Source organism: Polynucleobacter sp. JS-Mosq-20-D10 (assembly GCF_018687755.1).
Classification (GTDB): domain Bacteria; phylum Pseudomonadota; class Gammaproteobacteria; order Burkholderiales; family Burkholderiaceae; genus Polynucleobacter.
Genome location: NZ_CP061305.1, coordinates 415,142 through 433,003 on the forward strand (window position 1 = coordinate 415,142; position 17,862 = coordinate 433,003).

The 17,862-nt window shown below is 45.2% G+C and carries 17 protein-coding genes; 12 read left to right on the forward strand and 5 right to left on the reverse strand.

Annotation, left to right across the window (positions count from 1 at the left end; all coding sequences use genetic code 11):
* Positions 1–10: 10 nt before the first annotated feature.
* Entirely contained in the window at positions 11–2,101 is a 2,091-nt protein-coding gene (gene flhA / locus FD967_RS02205; RefSeq protein WP_215326475.1) for a flagellar biosynthesis protein FlhA, read from the reverse strand.
* A gap of 312 nt (positions 2,102–2,413) precedes the next feature.
* Positions 2,414–3,097: a tetratricopeptide repeat protein gene (locus FD967_RS02210; RefSeq protein ID WP_215326476.1), complete on the reverse strand. Its 684-nt coding sequence runs from the start codon at positions 3,095–3,097 to the stop codon at positions 2,414–2,416.
* Positions 3,098–3,450: 353 nt separating this feature from the next.
* Here FD967_RS02210 and FD967_RS02215 point away from each other — a divergent pair, with 353 nt between their 5' ends.
* The 6 genes from FD967_RS02215 to FD967_RS02240 all read left to right on the forward strand — a co-directional run bounded on the left by FD967_RS02215 (position 3,451) and on the right by FD967_RS02240 (position 8,186).
* Positions 3,451–4,233 carry a flagellin gene (locus tag FD967_RS02215; RefSeq protein WP_215326477.1) on the forward strand — a complete coding sequence of 261 codons (783 nt, stop codon included), beginning with the start codon at positions 3,451–3,453 and terminating at the stop codon, positions 4,231–4,233.
* A gap of 65 nt (positions 4,234–4,298) precedes the next feature.
* Positions 4,299–4,700, forward strand: coding sequence for a flagellar protein FlaG (locus tag FD967_RS02220; protein ID WP_215326478.1), 402 nt, complete (start codon positions 4,299–4,301; stop codon positions 4,698–4,700).
* Positions 4,701–4,791: 91 nt separating this feature from the next.
* On the forward strand, positions 4,792–6,324 hold the full coding sequence (gene fliD / locus FD967_RS02225) for a flagellar filament capping protein FliD (RefSeq protein ID WP_215326479.1): 1,533 nt from the start codon (positions 4,792–4,794) through the stop codon (positions 6,322–6,324).
* A 34-nt stretch (positions 6,325–6,358) separates the two neighbouring features.
* Complete coding sequence (locus FD967_RS02230) at positions 6,359–6,760, forward strand: flagellar protein FliS (RefSeq protein WP_256441867.1); 402 nt, start codon at positions 6,359–6,361, stop codon at positions 6,758–6,760.
* A gap of 80 nt (positions 6,761–6,840) precedes the next feature.
* On the forward strand, positions 6,841–7,899 hold the full coding sequence (locus FD967_RS02235; RefSeq protein ID WP_215326481.1) for a hypothetical protein: 1,059 nt from the start codon (positions 6,841–6,843) through the stop codon (positions 7,897–7,899).
* Entirely contained in the window at positions 7,899–8,186 is a 288-nt protein-coding gene (locus FD967_RS02240) for an EscU/YscU/HrcU family type III secretion system export apparatus switch protein (protein WP_215326483.1), read from the forward strand. The genes FD967_RS02235 and FD967_RS02240 overlap by 1 nt, the downstream gene beginning before the upstream one ends.
* Positions 8,187–8,254: 68 nt before the next feature.
* On the opposite strand, the gene fliE is transcribed toward FD967_RS02240, so the two are convergent.
* The 3 genes from fliE to FD967_RS02255 are packed head-to-tail and all read right to left on the reverse strand — an operon-like array spanning position 8,255 to position 11,243.
* Positions 8,255–8,578, reverse strand: coding sequence for a flagellar hook-basal body complex protein FliE (gene fliE / locus FD967_RS02245; RefSeq protein ID WP_215326485.1), 324 nt, complete (start codon positions 8,576–8,578; stop codon positions 8,255–8,257).
* A 20-nt stretch (positions 8,579–8,598) separates the two neighbouring features.
* On the reverse strand, positions 8,599–10,074 hold the full coding sequence (locus tag FD967_RS02250) for a sigma-54 dependent transcriptional regulator (protein ID WP_215326487.1): 1,476 nt from the start codon (positions 10,072–10,074) through the stop codon (positions 8,599–8,601).
* A 14-nt stretch (positions 10,075–10,088) separates the two neighbouring features.
* The gene (locus FD967_RS02255; RefSeq protein ID WP_215326489.1) at positions 10,089–11,243 is read right to left on the reverse strand and encodes a PAS domain-containing sensor histidine kinase; all 1,155 of its coding nucleotides are present in this window, start codon (positions 11,241–11,243) and stop codon (positions 10,089–10,091) included.
* Between the two features lie 162 nt (positions 11,244–11,405).
* On the opposite strand from FD967_RS02255, the gene fliF reads away from it, so the two are divergent.
* The 6 genes from fliF to FD967_RS02285 form a co-directional block, all read left to right on the forward strand.
* Positions 11,406–13,355, forward strand: coding sequence for a flagellar basal-body MS-ring/collar protein FliF (gene fliF, locus FD967_RS02260; protein ID WP_215326491.1), 1,950 nt, complete (start codon positions 11,406–11,408; stop codon positions 13,353–13,355).
* Positions 13,356–13,372: 17 nt separating this feature from the next.
* Positions 13,373–14,467, forward strand: a complete 1,095-nt coding sequence (gene fliG, locus FD967_RS02265; protein ID WP_052728712.1) for a flagellar motor switch protein FliG — start codon at positions 13,373–13,375, stop codon at positions 14,465–14,467.
* A complete protein-coding gene (locus FD967_RS02270; protein WP_215326493.1) occupies positions 14,454–15,320 on the forward strand; it encodes a FliH/SctL family protein in 867 nt (288 codons plus the stop codon). Before fliG ends, FD967_RS02270 begins: the two co-directional genes overlap by 14 nt.
* Entirely contained in the window at positions 15,317–16,702 is a 1,386-nt protein-coding gene (locus FD967_RS02275; protein WP_215326495.1) for a FliI/YscN family ATPase, read from the forward strand. Before FD967_RS02270 ends, FD967_RS02275 begins: the two co-directional genes overlap by 4 nt.
* A 5-nt stretch (positions 16,703–16,707) precedes the next feature.
* Complete coding sequence (locus FD967_RS02280; RefSeq protein WP_215326497.1) at positions 16,708–17,154, forward strand: flagellar export protein FliJ; 447 nt, start codon at positions 16,708–16,710, stop codon at positions 17,152–17,154.
* A 26-nt stretch (positions 17,155–17,180) separates the two neighbouring features.
* Positions 17,181–17,862 (forward strand): hypothetical protein (locus FD967_RS02285; RefSeq protein ID WP_215326498.1); only part of this gene is annotated, 682 nt, incomplete at its 3' end.

Below are 17,862 nucleotides of genomic sequence, written 5' to 3' on the forward strand. Positions count from 1 at the left end.
TGTAAATATTTTAAGGGTTATTGCCCGTTTGGGCACAAAGTACTTTGTAAAACTCGAGATTGGATGTGGGCGGTAACTCACTTAAGGCTAAAACAATGGCTTGGGGGCAGACTTGTCTGGCGATGCGTGATAGCGTCATGCGAGTACGGGTACCGCTGACAATAACCGGCGGAAGATTCTGACTCTCTAATTCTTGAATTCCGCTAATCACTTCTTCACCGAACATCCTAGCGAGCGAGGGTTCTATAAGACCATCTGGTGCAATCGCTCCTTGACCAATTGATTGCTCAATTAAGCGTTCGAATTCAGGCTGAATCCCAAGCACTTGAAATGAACTACCTTCACCAAGTGAGTCTTGAACAATGGTACGTCTAAGCGCATAGCGGATGTGGGGTAATACCTCTAGTGGATCACCGAGCTTGGAGACATGCTCGCTAGCGACTTCTAGAATAGTACGCATATCTTTAATCGGAATGCTCTCATCAAGCAATAGTTGTAAAAGACGCTGTAACTGGGCAAGACTGACAATTTTCGGGATCACATCTTCTACCAGCTTGGGATAGCTCATCTTGAAGTGATCTACTAGATCTTGTGTTTCTTGGCGACCCAAAAGTTCGGCAGCATGCTGATGAATTAAATGATCCAAATGGGTGGTGATCACCACCGCTGGCTCAACCACGGTGTACCCTTTAGCAATCGCTTCATCCCGCAGATTACGCTCAATCCAAACTGCTGGCATGCCAAAAGTAGGATCTTTGACTTCGAGACCAGACAGACTTTCATAGCCGCTTTGCTGAATTGCCAGCAAACGATCAGGTAAGCATTGACCACGACCCACTTCGGCACCGTAAAGCAAAATACGATAGGTTTCGGCATTCAGTTGCAGGTTATCGCGAATATGCACAGAGGGAATTAAGAATCCCACCTGAGTAACAAACTTGCGCCGAATCGCCCGAATCCGTTTAATCAAATCACTTTCATCGCCCTTATCAACGAGTGGGATGAGTCGATAAGCTAATTCTAAGGAGAGCGGCTCGACAATCGGAACATCTTTCCATTCCAACTCTTCACTGACAGCAGCTGGTTGTGAGGCAGCTAGTTCAGCTGCTTTGGCATTGCGATTGATTTTTTGATGGGCCAAGTAGGCTAAACCACCAAAGAGAGTGGCAAAGCCCAAAAAGATAAAGTGAGGCATGCCAGGCAAAACACCCAATATCGCTAGTACCCCAGCGACTACTCCTAAAGCGCTACTGTTAGCTTCGAATTGTTTAGAAACTTGCCCAGAGAAGTCATCTTCTGTAGCAACGCGAGTCACTAAAATACCGGCAGCAGTAGAAATAATGAGTGCGGGTATTTGTGCAACTAGACCATCACCAATGGTCAGAGAGGCAAATGTAGCTAAGGCTTTGCCAAAGTCCATGTTGTGTTGCAAAACCCCAATTAATAAGCCGCCGATGAGGTTAATGACCAAAATCATGATGCCTGCCATAGCATCGCCCCGTACAAACTTAGAGGCACCATCCATGGAACCAAAAAAGTCCGCTTCTTGCGCAACATCAGCGCGCCGAGATTTCGCCTCTTCTTGTTGAATCAGGCCAGCATTCAGGTCAGCATCAATCGCCATTTGTTTACCAGGCATCGAATCCAAAGCAAAACGGGCAGAAACTTCTGCTACTCGACCTGAACCTTTAGTGATGACCACAAAGTTAATGATGGTGATCACGATAAAGATCACGATACCAACGGCAAAATTACCCCCAATTAAGAACACCCCGAAAGCTTCAATTACTTTTCCAGCAGCATCGGTACCTTTGTAGCCTTCCATCAATACAATTCTGGTGGAGGCTACGTTGAGGGAAAGGCGCAGTAATGTGGTTAGTAGCAGTACTGTCGGAAAGGCAACAAAGTCTTTAAAGGTTTTAATATTGATCGCCGTAAAAAGGACGATGATCGATAGAGCAATATTGAAGGTAAACAGAACGTCTAAGAGAATTGCTGGCAAAGGCACCAGCATCATAATTAAGACGAGCAACACTAAGACGGGGATAGCCCCTTGAGCCGATGGCCTTAGCTTAGTGAGGTCAAAACCTAAGATCTTCATATCTTAATTAGTAAAGCTAAACAAAAGGACCTGAAGAAAGCCTTCAAAAAATGCCTTAAAAGTAAAAAAGTTACAAAAACACTATATATGGTGTGAAAGGAAATATTTGCCACTAAATATACCCCATCCGCACGAAGAAAAGGGGTAAAAAAGTTCCAAAAGTGTGCAAAAAGGCAAAAATTTCCTCATGACCTGCTGGTCATGATCTTGGGTAGACTAAGTTTGCCCCCAGATTCAATTTGGTGGTGAAAAAGCTACCTTTTTGTGCTCAGGAAGGGTGTTTTTATGAGTGCAACTAAGTGGTGCAAATGGCTAGATTGAGCGATAGAGTTTGCGCATATTTTGAATTTTCCAGAATTGTTGCTCTGCAGCATCATAGGCTTTGGTGAAATCTTGCTTAATAGCCTTTTCAAAAATAATGAGACAGCGGTGGGCATGCTCGTGTTTTTGCAAGGTTGCCAGCGTCAGAAAATAAAATGCTTTGTCGTAATCTTGGGGAATAGCGGTACCTTTTTCGTATAAAGTACCCAAGTTATAGGCGGCTACTCGACTACCTCCATTGGCCCCCACTGTGAGCAATTCGACACCCCTAGGGATATCTTTGAGCACACCTTGGTCAGCGCCTGAACCAAATACATATATATTGCCCAGATTGCAATAGGCATCCAAAACCTCATCTTTGATGGCTTTTTCATAGTATTGCACCGCTGTTTTGATATTACGAGCGATGTCACCTATACCCAACTCATATAACAGGCCTACATTGAAGTTGGCATAGCCATTGCTCTCTCGGCTATGGGAATTGAGCCATTCAAATAGTTTATTGACCTGTTCAGGATTTAATTGCCCATCAAAACACATTCTAGTCAGTGCAAAAGAAGCCTCTTCGTCGGCCTCATTAACTGCAATGTCAAAAAATACTTCAAAAGCAGCCTCGTAGCGACCACGCTCCAGATTAGAAACGCCAGCTTGTAAACGGGGATTTTCAAATTGCATGGGATAAAACTTTCATGATGGGTCAGAAATGGGCTCAATTACCGCTAAGGCTAGCTTTGTCATTTAAGTACATTTTAGGGGTAGATTTGCCTATTGCTAGTATCCCCCATCCTGCTCATAAAGGCTGTTTTGAAATCATGCTGAGGTAAAAAAGGCGTACTAAGTGCTGAAGTAAGTGCACGAACGCCTTAAAAAGATTAAAAATATTATCAATAAAATCAATGACTTATATTCTTTAATCGCACCAGAATATTACAGAGTCAGGTTTATCTAAACACTTAGCTAGGCAAGTCCGTAATAGGTTAGGCAAGGGGCGCACTGATGAGAGCCCTGTTAAATTTAGGAGAAATAAGATGTCTACCGTTATTAATACAAATATGGCTTCCGTGTACGCCCAAAACAATTTGAGCACCGCTCAAGCAAATTTGGCTACATCGGTGCAAAGACTTTCTTCAGGTGTGCGTATCAATAGTGCAAAAGACGACTCAGCCGGTTTAGCAATTAGTATGGGTATGTCATCACAAATTTTCGGTATTGAACAAGCAAACCGCAATTTAAGTGACGTGATCGGTATGGCTCAGGTAGCTGAGACCGCCTTGTCCACGATTCAAGACATGCTCTTGCGTATGAAAACTCTAGGTACTGAGTTTGGTAACAATGCTCTAAGCGTGGATCAAAAAACTGCGATCACTACAGAAGCTGAATCCATCATTGCTCAGATTGATTTGACAATTAAGGAAGCAAAATATAACGGCGTAGAACTCCTGGATACCAGCGGCGCTACTACCTATGACATTCAGTCTGGTGTTGAAGTGACCACCACGATTTCATTTACAGTGGCCAATGCTACGGTTGACACTACAGCTGGTGACTTCTCAGCAGTTGACGCTGATCTATTGAGCATTTCTAACGAGCGCGCCAAGATGGGTGCCTTGGTAGGTCGTGCAATTTATTCTTCACAAAACCTCATGGCGCAAAGTGCAAACATTCAGGCTGCTCGCTCAGCGATTGTGGATACAGACTTTGCCTCTGAGACAGCTAGATTGACTAAGGGTCAGATCATGCAGCAGGCCGCTACAGCGATGTTGGCCCAAGCAAATCAGATGCCTAACGTAATCTTGTCATTATTGAAATAAGCGTTTATCTTTAGAAGAAGTCGGCTCTTGGGCCGATTTCTGACTTTAGATTAAGGGAGTAAGAAATGGGAGAAATTACAGGTAAGACTGCTGCATCAGTCGTTTCATCAGGCTCTGCACAGCTCAATCAACCCCCAGGTATGGGTACTACGGCGAGTGGCCGCACCAATACGGATGCTCAAGTTGTTTCCGCTGCCGCCAGCGTAGATATTAAACCTTCGAATATTGGTCAATCAATGCAACAATCCCGTCAGGCTGTTGAAGCAGCTGCACAGCAAATGCAAACTTTTGTGAGTTCTATGGGGCGTAATCTGAACTTTTCTATTGACGGATCAACTGGCTACCATGTGGTCCGAGTCACCAATCCCAGCACTGGTGAAGTCATTAGACAGATGCCCTCAGAGGAAGTCTTAAGGCTGGCGCACAGTTTTGATCAGATTTCAGCGTTGATCCATCAAAAGGCTTAAATCGCATCAATGCCTCTGAAGCTGGCATGAAAATTGCTTTCTTAATGGTGAAGTTCGTCTTAAGAAACGCATTCCCTTAACAGAGGTAGATATGGCGGTATCCAGTACATCCTCGAGCACTAATTCCACTACTAGCATTGACGTGCCTAGTATTGTGTCGCAGTTAATGGTGGCTGAAAATAAGCCATTGGTATCGCTTAAAGAGAAGATCACCAGCAAAAGTCTGATGATTAGTGATTTGGGCATGTTAAAAGGCAAGGTCGCCACTTTTCAAACGGCATTACAGAGTTTACAAACTCCATCTGCATTGTCATCAGCAGTGGCCTCTAGTTCTGACGAAAGCGTCGTTAGAATTACGAGCTCGGCTGACGCCATTAAAGGCCAGCACGATATCATCGTGAGTCAAGTAGCTAAGCCAGCCCAGATTACCTTTAATCAGTTTGCATCTAGCACGGCTAATGCAGGATTGGCAGCAGGCGATACATTTTCTATCACCGTTGGCACAAGACCATATACCTACCCGCCAGCAGGGGTAGCTCCAGAGTCGGCTACGATTGAAGATCTAAAAAATTGGGTGAATAACCTAGGTGACAATCTTAGTGCCAGCGTTGTCCAAACAACAGAGTCAAATTACGCTCTAAAGATCCAAGGAACCGAGCCAGGTTCTGATAACGCAATAAGCTATTCCCATATGTCTGCGGGAGTCTCAGTTAGCGGGCTTGGCTCCCCAGCGGTTGCACCCTCAGTCATCAATGCACAAGACGCCTCTTTCACTCTAGATGGTCAAGTGTATGAAAGAAAGAGCAACACCATCACCGATGCGCTTTCAGGCGTCACGATTAATTTAATTAAATCGGATGCAGGAAAAACGCATACTATTGGCGTGGATAAGGGAGAAGATACAGCCCTCCAAGTGATGCAAGGCCTGGTAGATGCATTTAATGATCTTGTTTTAACTGCTAAAAAGTTAAGTGCAAAATCTAGCCCATCTAGCACTTCATCTAGTAACGGCTCATTAGCCAATTCACCAACAGCTTTAAGTTTTATGAAACAAATTAAAACCATGTTGGCTGGTGATATTCATTACAGCCTTGCAGGTACTGCAGGGACCTTAAGTATGGGTGATCTTGGTTTTGAAATGCAATTTGATGGAACGGCTAAATTTAATGCGAAGGCTTTTAATAGCAGCCTTAGTGCAAAAGATCCCGTGACTGATGTAATAACCAGTAAAAATAAGTCAGCAATTTTGGCATCTGGAATCAAGGTCGGATATGCTACTTATGTCATTAGAGACCCTGTAACTGGCGTAGAAATCAGTAAAAATACCACGGACGTTACTTTAGATTCTTACCTTACATCTTTATTAAAAACATCTACAGTCACAGTCGGAGGTGTCACTGAGACTGTAGGTGGTGCTTTTGATCGGCAGATTAAGAACGAGCAGAGTAGCTTGGCTGAAATGAATAAAAAGCAGGTTGCATTACAAATGCGCCTAGATGAGAAGCAAAAAACCTACTATAGCCAGTACTCAGCTCTAAATGCATTACTATTTAAGCTAAGTAATACTAGTGATTCTTTAACAAATGCTTTAAATGGTTTAACTAACGGTCAAAATAATAAATAATGAAGCATATGAATTTAGTCTGGATGCCTAAATAATGTCAAGAAAAGCAGCTCATAGATATGCGGAAAATGAGACGATGACTGCAGTCATGGGCGGTGATGCACGCGAGCTAATTGTGTTGATTCATCAGCGTATATTTGATCATTTAAAGTTAGCCAAGCAAGAGTTAGAAAGAGGCCAATTAGGAATTGAATACTTTGTCAAAGCAAGTGATTTAATTCAGCAGGGCTTGCTAGGTTGTTTAGATTACGAAAAGGGCAAAGATGTTGCCCATAATTTGAGTGCCATTTATGTGTGGTCCATGCAAGAGCTTTTAAGTGCTCGGGTAGCACGTTCACCGGAGCGGGTCCAGGATGTGATGAATACACTGACTCCTCTATACGAAGCTTGGGTTGAGTTATCTCCCAACAGTGTTAGCCTTAGTCAAGCAAGTTAAGATCTGAATCAACAGAATAGGTGAACATAGCAAGTTCTCATTTTTTGGTCGCTAAGTAGTTTATTTAGCAGGGAGGTGGAGTGCCAATACCAATTCCTTCAAGCTTATCCATCAGCCCCATGGTGGATGTACGTAAAAATGACCTTGTTTCACCACCAGCGGCCCCATCTATTGTAGAAAGTCTCAGCGCAATAGATCCTCGTGTTGCATTGAATATGCCGATGCCAGTGGGAGATTCTGCTGCAGGCAATGCAGTCAGAACCGCCCTGCAAAATGGTAATCTCGCAGAATTAAAAACCATGCTGGAATCTGGTGAGCCTAGTGTTCAGCAAGCAGTTCTATTAGAAATTTCTAATCTGTCTTCAGGCAAATCTAATCTGTCAGCAAAGCTTTCACAGGCAAATTTAACAAACCTAGTATCTGAGAATTTAAGCAAGATGGATAGTTTAGGAAGCGCCGCCTTAGGCCAATTACTTTCTGAAATCTTGATTGCCGATGCGCCAGAAGCAGCGCCCAGCACCCAAAATCCAGCCAACTTAAACCAGAAGAGTGTGGTGGTGAGTTGGCCAGAAATCGATCCCAGTAAGCTTAGTACTCAAGATCCAAAAGCGGTCATGGGTGCTTTGTATCAAAGTTTGCAATCGTCAGGTATTTTTGCTGCCGATCAATTGAAGCGAGTACTGTTTCCTGCGGGAAGTACCGAGGAAAAAATGGATTCTTTTCTGACGGCAGGTGACCAGCGCAAAGCTAGTGAGCTCATGGCTCAATTATCAAATGATGCGCCAATCATTCGAGATTCAATGCGCCTATTATTGCGTGGCGACTTGCTGTGGCAAGGTCAACTGATGCCGAATGTACAAGGTCGCCTATACCGTGAAGATGCTTGGCAATCAGATCCTCATCAGCCAAATCAATTAGAAAAAGGCAGTCGTATAACTCTAGAAGTGGGCTTACCTAACCTAGGCCCTTTGAAGATTATTGGTACTCAGTTCGGCGAAAGCCTACAGTTAATTGTTCAGGCAGATCCAGTCGCGCATGCAACTATGTCGCAGGCCTTCGCTGAATTAGAGGAGCAATTGCACACGCAAATTGATTCAGAGACGAGGATTAGTTTGGGTCAAGTGGAGGTATCTGGCTAATGCAAGAGAAGGAAGAGAAAAAAATCCTGAAGGCAGTAGCGCTAAAGTATGAAATGAATAGTGCTGCGCCTCGTATTACGGGGCAAGGCGAAGGTTTTATTGCTGAAGCCATTTTGGCAAAAGCGAAAGAATTGGGAATCCCGACTAAAGTAGAACCAGAATTAGTCGAGTTTTTAATGCAACTCAAATTAAACGAACAAGTGCCCCCCAAGCTCTATGCTGCTGTGGCAGAGGTGCTAGCGTGGGCTTATGAGTTAGATGGCAAAACGCTCGAAAGGCCTGCGTAATAATAAGCCCCTGATTACCAAAGGGAGGGTGCTTGAAGCAGAAAATCAGGTGCAGTAAAGACTAAACCTTAGACCTGAAGATTGGTAACTTCTTTGTACGCGTCAACGAGCTTGTTGCGCACTGCGATCATGCCCTGCAGTGAAAGATTGGCTTTTTGCAAAGAAATAATCACGTCCTCTAATGAGGTATCTGATGCCCCAGTAGAAAAAGACTGAGCTTTTGCTTGAGCGCTGTTTGATGCGGTGTTGACATTCTCAATCGCATTTTTCAGAATGGCTGAGAAATCGACCCCATTGGTAGCTTGAGAATCTGTAGCGACAGGTTTACCACTAGCAGCAGCAGCAAGTGCTTGCATCCGGGTAATCATGGCATCTACGTTAGGAGTACTCATCGTCATATTATCTAACAAAATCAATCATTAATAAAGCCAGACTCTTTATAAGATTTCAGCTTGTAACGTAATGCACGAGCCGAAATTCCTAATATTTCCACTGCTTTGGTTCTATTGCCGTCTACTTTGGCCAAAACCTTCAGAATATGCTCACGCTCTACTGAATCAATATCTTGTCCAATCTCACCTATACCAGATGCAATATTTGTGCCACTTTTTGGGGCATCAACAATGGCCTCTTCAGCGGAGGGCAGGTCAGGAATGACATTTTTTGCCACCCTAGGTGGATTAATGCCTAAATCTTCCAGTTCCAAGTCTTCTGCCAAAATTTGATCACCATCAGCTAGTAATACGGCTCTTTGGATAATATTCTCTAGTTCCCGAACATTACCTGGCCAAGAATGGGTTTGCAGCAAATTTTTTGCCCCCTCACTCAACATCAGCTGATCTCGGCCAATGTTCATGCGATAGCGGGATAAAAAGAAATCAGCGAGGGGTAATATATCCAGTGGCCGCTTACGAAGCTCGGCAACGTGGATTGGGAATACGGCCAGTCGGAAGTAAAGATCTTCCCGAAATTGACCATTTTTAACCTGTTCTTGGAGGTTACGATTGGTTGCTGCTATGACCCTGACATCCGCTTGAATTAGTTCGGTAGAGCCAATTCGTTCCACCATTTTGTCTTGCAGCACTCGTAATAGCTTCGCTTGCAAAGATGCAGGCATTTCACCAATCTCATCTAGAAAAAGTGTACCCCTATGGGCTTGCTCAAATTTGCCGGTTTGGGCTTTGGTGGCGCCAGTAAAAGAACCCTTTTCATGTCCGAAAAGAATCGATTCCAGTAGGGTATCCGGAATCGCCGCACAGTTGATGGCTATATAGGGCCCATGAACTCTTTTGGAATGCAGGTGTATGTGACGCGCCACCAATTCCTTGCCAACACCAGATTGGCCCGTAACTAAAACACTCGTATCCGTCCCCGCTACTCTCTCGCAGCGAGCAAATGTTGCAATCGTTTCAGGATCAGCAGCAATTAGTTGATGTGCAGGGCTGCGAATTTCAGAGCCTACTAGTTGTGAGCCTTGAATAGGAGTTACTACTTCAGATGTTTTAATGCAATCCGGTTGATTGCGCGCAATGATTTCAATGAGCTGTTGTGGCACAAATGGTTTAATTAAAAAATCCCTTGCACCGGCCCGCAGGGCTTCTACAGCTAGTTTGGCATCTGCAAAGGCCGTCATGATGACAACCGCAAGATCAGGACATTCTTTTTGAGTGATCTTCAGTAAATCTAATCCAGTCATTCCTGGTAATTTGTAATCGGTCACTAAAACAGTTTTTAGATCTGCACGTAGTAAAGGTATGACTGTTTCAGCACGTTGGTGTGTCACAAAGTCGATCTTATTCATGCGTAAAGTGACGGCAATTGCCTCTCTGAGGTCCTCATCATCTTCAATTAAGATCACAGGAAATGGATTTGGGTCGCTGGCACGCATAGAAGTTTTCTGGGTTAATGAATTAAGGATGATTGGTCATAAGGGAGGTTGATCTTAAAGACTGCCCCGTGTTTAGAGCTCTCCGCGCTGATACTGCCTCGGTGCGTTTCAATGGTATTTTTTGCAATAGAAAGACCAAGCCCTGTGCCATTGGCGCTAGTGGTGGCAAAGGGTTCAAATAAGGAATTGAGCATCTCCCTTGGGATGCCTGGGCCTTGATCAGAAATCGTAATCGTTAGCATTTGCTGATCGCTGGTAGCTATCAAACTGACCGTCTCATTTGCTTTAGAAACTGCGAGCGCATTTTCCAGGATTGCAACAATGGCATTAGATATTGCTTTGGGCTCTACCAATAAATTTCCTTGATTGATATTGGTAGTGGAGACCGACAAACTGACTTCCTTGGCTTTAAAGAGAAACTGAATACTTGCTTGAGCCTCTTCAATGATTTGGGTAGCATTGACTAATACTGTCTTATTTGGTTTATTTGAAATAAAGCGCAACATGTCTTGGGATAGTTTCTCAAGATCTAATAATTGTTTACGCAGGCGATCAGCAAACTCTTTGGCTGTATCGGCATTAATCTCTCCATCACAAAGATGGGAGGCGTAAAGTAGGGCGGTTGCTAGCGGCGTACGAAACTGATGGGCGATGCCAGCGGCCATGCGCCCCATTGCCGCCAAACGATTTTCTCGTTGCGTTTCTTCATGTCGCAAAATATTGGCTGTGATATCTTGAATTTGAATAAAACTGCGCGAGCCTTCGTTGATCCGAATGACTTGCACCGTTTTTTGTAAGCGCTGATGAACACCCTTTTCTGCAATGACATATTCCCCTGGCGTGATAGAGGCTAGCCAATCTGACGGAATTTCAAAAGTTGCCCCTGGTTTTAATTTGGGAAGAAATATCAGCACTGCTGGGTTGTGTAATAAAACCACTTCGTTTTCCAGCAAGATAACGCCTGCTGGAATGGCATTGAGCAAAATCGCCAAGCGTTGATTCGACTTTTGGAGTTCGCTACTAAGCTCGTTGATCTTGTCCTGCAGGGCAGTTTGTTGGGCCTCGAGCTTCTGGGATTCCGCGTAGAAAATGGCAAAAGCCTCCTCCAGATGTTTAGTGGCATCTAGCGTGTCCTGCTCGGGAGGTAATTTGCTGGTATCTGGGGTCAATGAGCGATTTTTTAAGGGATGTGATGAGTAGGCAATATTTGCCGTTTTTTATAAAATAGGACTTAAGGATATCAACATTTAGGCAAAATAGGCAAAAATGTTCTATATATAGTGTTATGATCACTTTCAGAATCAGCCCTGACATGACGGAATCTATCAAAATTGAGTGAAGAAACGCAACCCGGAATACAGGAAAGCGAACGAGATGCGGCAGTAGTCAATATTGGCTCGCAGGTTGCCGCAGCCCCGGTAGCCCCATCCAGCGCTTTTAGCGCGGGCGGTGCAGTACTCCCTCAAAGTTTGTTAGGTCTACAAAATCGCATTAAAGCACTCAACGCTCAGCAACGCCTGATTTTGTCAGCAGCAGTATTTTTGGTGATTGCAGTACTCGTATTTGTCTCTGTCTCTGGAAAAAGTAAGGACGACTACCGTATTTTGTTTTCGAGCATTAATGAGCGAGATGGGGCGGCGATCGTAGCGGCTTTACAACAAATGAATGTGCCTTACAAGTTCACCGAGGGTGGGGCAGCCATACTAGTACCCGAATCTGCTGTTTATGAAACCCGTCTCCGTTTGGCGGGCCAAGGCTTACCTAAGGCTGGTAATGTGGGTTTTGAGTTACTCGAAAACCAAAAAATGGGAACCAGCCAGTTCGTAGAGCAGGTCAATTACCAGCGAGGCTTAGAAGGTGAGTTAGCCCGCAGTATTAGCTCCTTAGCACAAGTTAAATCTGCCAGAGTTATGCTAGCGATTCCAAAGCAAACCGCTTTTATGCGTGAGCAGGAAAAGCCCACTGCCTCTGTCATTGTGACAATGCATCCTGGACGTTTTTTAGATCCTCAGCAAGTTGCAGCAATTACCAATTTAGTGGGCTCTTCTGTTCCAAATCTTGGACCCGCAAATGTTACGATTGTTGATTCAGAAGGCAGTTTGCTTGCGCCTAATGCACAGCGTCTTGCAGGGTTAGACAGCACGCAATTGAAGTATGTTGCCGAACTCGAGGGCGCGCTATCCAAACGAGTTCAATCGATCTTGGAGCCTGTCACTGGTAAGGAAAATGTCCGAGCGCAAGTAACAGTGGATATGGATTTTGGCGAGCTAGAAAGAACTGAAGAAACTTTTGGCCGTAATTCGCCACCCAATCAGTCTTCGATTCGCAGTCAACAAACCAATGAGGCTGCCACTCCCAGCTCGACTACCTCTGGTGTTCCTGGCGCTTTAACCAATCAAGCGCCGGGTGCTGGGCAAGCGCCGATCAATACTCAAGCGGCTACGGGTGGAGCGGGACCACAAAATCTCAACGCACCTCCCACTAGTTCAGGATCGAGCACCAGCAATATTAAAAAAGATGCCACGATCAATTACGAGCTTGACCGCGCTATTCAGAGAATTAAGTCTGAAAAAGGTCAAGTCAGAAGAGTTTCTGCTGGCGTGGTGGTGAACTATAAACAACCCGCTGGTGTAGACAAGGATGGTAAGCCACGTAAGCCAATTCCATATAACGCTAAAGAGCTTGATCAAATCAATAATTTAGTGAGGGATGCAGTCGGCTTTTCGGAACGTCGTGGCGATAGTGTCAGCGTTGCAAACATTCCATTTAAGGTGGAGGTGAGTGATGAGCCGCCGTTTTATAAGCAGCCTGGAATCATTGAGTTAAGTAAAGAATTCTTCAAGTTTGCAATTATTTTAGGTTCGCTTGGTTTAATATTTTTTGGAGTCGTGCGCCCCTTACTCTTTCCTCCGAAAAAGGACGAAGTTCTGGAAGAGCAGCGTATTGAGGAAGAGTTTGACGAGAAGATTAAAGCGGAAATGGCGCAGATGGATCCTCGGGCGCGTGAAAAGCGCCGCATGGAGGTCGAGTTGTTGCGCGAGCGCCAGCGCCTTGCTGAAGAAGAAGAGCGAACTAGAGCTGAGGAAGAGCGCAAACGGACAGAGGAAGAGCGTAAACGGATCGACGAAGAGAAGAAGCAAGAGTACGACGAACTACTTCAGTACGCTAAGGATTTTGTGGAAAATAATCCTAGAGCAGTTTCTGCAATTTTCAAAGAGTGGCTGTCTGAAGATGCGGCAAAGCAAAATGCAGGCGCGGCTGAAGCTGCGCCAGCCGCATAACATGAGGAGAATCTGTTTTGGCTGATGAAGCTCCCGTAGAAAAATCGTTATCGATAGCAGAGGCTCTGAAAGAGGGTGTCAAAGCTGCCCCTGTTGGCGGTACGATTTCTTTCGATGATTTGGATGGCGCTTCTCGTGCTGCTGTAATTCTTTTGGCGGTTGGTGCTGAATCTGCCGCTAACGTGATGCGCGGCATGACTCCTTTTGAAGTGCAACGCCTCTCAGGAAAGATGGCCGTAGTGCGTTCCTTAAGTAGAGATTTGGTGTTGGAAGTGCTGCGGCAATTTAAGGATGTCAGCTCTAACAACACCCAAGTTGCATTTGATACTGATGACTTTATGCAAAACATGCTTACCAAAGCAATGGGCGCAGAGGGAGCTTCAGATCTATTAGGGCGCCTTGAGTCTACGCTGGATATGTCTGGTATCGAAACTCTGAAGCGCATGGAGTCAGATGTTCTGTACGAGCTCATCAAAAATGAACACCCGCAGATTATTGCAACAGTGATGGTGTTCTTGGATCCTACGCAAGCGGCTGGCTTGCTTAAGTTATTCCAAGATGAACTGCGTAACGAACTGATTTTACGTATCGCTCTTTTAGAAAAAGTGCAGCCAGCTGCTCTGAAGGAGTTGAACGAAGTAATGTCTCGCTCTTCAGGTCCAGATTCGGATTTCCGTCGCAGTACTGTGGGCGGCGTAGTGCCTACTGCCGAGATTTTGAATATGCTCTCGGGTGGTTTGGATAAAGTCGCTTTAGAAAATATTCGAAACTACAACAGTGACTTGGCAGATGCCATTCAAGAAAAAATGTTTGTCTTCGAAGACTTTTTGGAGTTGGAAGATCGTTCATTGCAGACCTTATTGACAGAGGTTCCGCAAGAAACACTCATCATTGCATTAAAAGGCGCCAGTCCTAAATTGCGTGAAAAAATCTTTAAGAATATGGCAAAACGTTCTGCCGATACGGTGCGTGAGGATCTTGAAACAAGACCACCTGTGAAGGTGATTGAAGTCGAGTTAAGCCAGAAAGATGTGATTGCAATTGCCCGTGCCTTAAGTGAAGAGGGTCGAGTCAATATGGAGAGAGGTAAGTCCGCTGATGCCTTCCTCTGATGAGGACTCCTTGCTAACGCGATGGGAGCCACCTTCTTTTGATCCTCCGAAGCCTCCTAAGCCACCCAAGGTGGCTCCGATTTACTACCCTACTGTTGAAGAAGTCGAAGCCATTCGCGAAGCAGCTTACAAAGAAGCTTATGAGCTTGGTTCTAATCAAGGCTTTGTAGAAGGCCGTGAGGCGGGTTATGACGAGGGTAAGGCAAGTGGTCATGACGAGGGATATAAAGCGGGGTACCAAGATGCAGAGGAAGAGACGCTGCGCTTGCAAAATGCTTTGGGACAGCTTTTAGAGGCGGTGAGTGGTATGCCTGAGGCAATTGCTGAACCTCTGACACAGTTCAGTTTTGAAATCGCCTCCCGTTTAAGTGCAAACAGCTCAATGGAGCGTGCTCCCTTTGTCATGGCGGTGCAAGAAGCGCTGATGCGTTTACCTCGACCTGGTGAGAATCTTTATCTCCGCTTACGCGCTCAAGAAGTAGAAACTTGGCGAAAGATTGTTGAAGATCCCGGTTTGCCATTTAATTGCACGATCTTGGTGGATGCTGATGTTCGCCCTGGGCACGCTTATGTGGAGGTGAGTGGTGCTCGTATTGATGTGGGGGCAGAAGCGCGTATCGCATTAGTCAAGACCGCTTTAGGTTTAGGTGATGCAGCAATGCAAGAGGAAAAAGGGATTGATCCAAAAACCACTGCCGCACTCTTAGATCATCAGTCTGATAGTGAGTCGCAGATCGAAGATGAGTCTCATACCGCAGATGAGTTGCATGCTGAAGTAGATGATTTTGATTCTGTTAAAAGCATAGAGAGTGATTCTGAAATGGATCCCGATAATCGGGCGAACCCAATATGAGTGTTTTACAAGCTCATGAATTGGTAGATCAGATTGAGTTGCGGCGCCAACATTTAATGCAAACGCCTTACTCGATTCGAGAAGGAAAGTTAAAGCGCGTTTCTGGAATTGTTTTAGAGGTAGAAGGCTTGCCGATGAGTATTGGCTCTGGCGCAACCATCCTGGCTGAGTTGGGTGGCAAAACTTACGATGCAGAATGCATTGGCTTTAATGGCGCAATCACTTATTTGATGCCAATTGATGCCATGGAAAATATTTCACCAGGTGCATTAGTGTATCCAGCAAATACGCCCTTTAACTCTGGAGCAGGTTATATCTCCAGTAGCGTAGGTGAACCTCTGACGATTGGTGAGAGCTTGCTAGGCAGAGTAGTCGATGGTCTGGGTCGACCAATCGATGGGAAAGGTTATGGTGAAAAACAATTCTCACCCATCATCCAAAGAATGTTAAATCCCTTGGATAGAACACCGATTCACGAACCCTTGGATGTTGGTATTCAGGCTGTAAATGGTTTGTTAACAGTGGGTCGTGGCCAACGCGTTGGAATATTTGCGGGTTCCGGTGTGGGTAAAAGTGTTTTATTGGGAATGCTTGCGCGCAATTGTGTTGCTGATGTCATTGTGATTGGCCTTGTTGGCGAGCGGGGCCGTGAAGTGCGGGAGTTTTGTGAAGATACTCTGGGGCCAGAATCATTTAAGCGTGCTGTGGTTGTTGCTGCGCCTGCAGATGCTTCCCCTTTAGCACGGTCAAAAGGTGCGTCATACGCAACCGATGTTGCGATTTGGTTCCGAGATCAAGGCAAGCATGTAGTTTTGATTGTCGACTCGCTTACCCGTTATGCAATGGCCTTACGAGAAATTGGCCTTAGCTTAGGAGAGGCACCGGTTGCGCGGGGCTATCCCCCCAGTGTGTTTGCCCGTATGCCAGAGTTGGTTGAGCGAGTCGGAAATGGCGCCAACCCTGATGGTTCGATCACTGCTTTTTATACTGTGTTGCTAGAGGGCGATGACACTAATGATCCTGTTGCCGATACCGCACGTGGTATTTTGGATGGACACTTCTTCTTATCTAGGGAGTTGGCTGATAGCGGACACTACCCAGCCATTGACGTAGAGAAGTCAATTTCTCGTGTAATGCCAAAAGTGGTATCAAAAGAGCATCTGCTCTCTGCCAGAAGAATGAAGCAGTTATACAGTCGATATATGCGGGGTAGAGATCTAGTCTCGATGGGCGCCTATATTGCTGGTAGCGATCCAGAGCTAGATGCTGCTTTGCAAGCTTGGCCCAAAATTCAGGCTTTTTTACAGCAAGATGCCGAGGTAACCGTTCCTATAGATCAAACTGAAAGTTTGTTAGCCCAAATTAGTCCGCCTAACCTGTAAATCTGATGAACGCCATAGAACTCCTGCATCGCTTAGCCAAAATACGGGAAGATCAAGCTATGGCGCGAGCAAAACGCGTGGCTAGTCAGGTAAACCAGCAAAAAGCCTTTAAAGATCAAGTACTTGAGTACGCTAAAGATTATGAGTCTCAACTGCTTGCTAGTGGTAAAGGCGGGGCTTCGATTGCCTTTATTCAAGATGCCAATGCTTTTAGAGAAAAGTTATTACACAGCGCCATTGCGATGGATGGGCAGATTCAAGGCTTGACTAGAGCATCTGAGGACACCTTAAAAACAGCTACTATGGCCAGAATGCGTACTCGGGGACTATCTAAGTTAGTAGACAAAATGCACCGAGAGGCCAAAAGAAAGCAGGATAAGGCCGAGCTAAGCCAGTTTGAAGATAACTTCTCAGCAAGGCTAAGTTTTAAATCTGGCACGAAAGATGCATAGTTGGTAGTGTTCCATTTGGAGAAAGCATGCCAACAGTTAGTCAAATACAGATGCAAGCAGCAATTAGCCCCATAAATGAGGCTATTGCTCAACCGGGTAGTCTTGCCGGTGGCTCTGTCATGCCTGCTGGTTTTGATACTTTCTTAGCCTCCTTGAATCAAAAGATGTTGGCACGCATGGATGCGAGGACGAATTCAGATAAATTAAGTGATCCTAAAAATGGTTTAGGCACTTTAGGTATGCAAAATTTGCCTGGATTTACAAAGCAAGATAAAGATTCTGCAAAAATTACCGATCCTATGCAGTTGCTGGCGGCTCAGTTAGCAGCTCAGGGTCTCATTACCCCGGCACCAGTACAGCCTGCGGTATTAAACCCTTTAGTTAATGGCGGCCTTGGAGTGAATGCTATAGATTCAAGCAAGACAGTGGCTGGATTGAATTTGCCTGGTGCTAATGGCTTAAAAGGTCAAAATATTAATCCCCAGCAAAACTTGCTAATCACACAATCGCTGGCAAAAGCAATAAAGGATGCGGGGCAGGGGAATAATTTAAGCACTCAAAATCCGCAGGTGGCTCAGCTAATGCAAATGTTGCAGCAAGTTAAGCCGGGAGTCGCTCAAGCTACCCAAGCAACACCTGCCCAAGCACCTACTGTGACGCTGACCCCAGAGCTCGCTTCAGCGATCCGAGATCTAGCTCAGCAAAGTC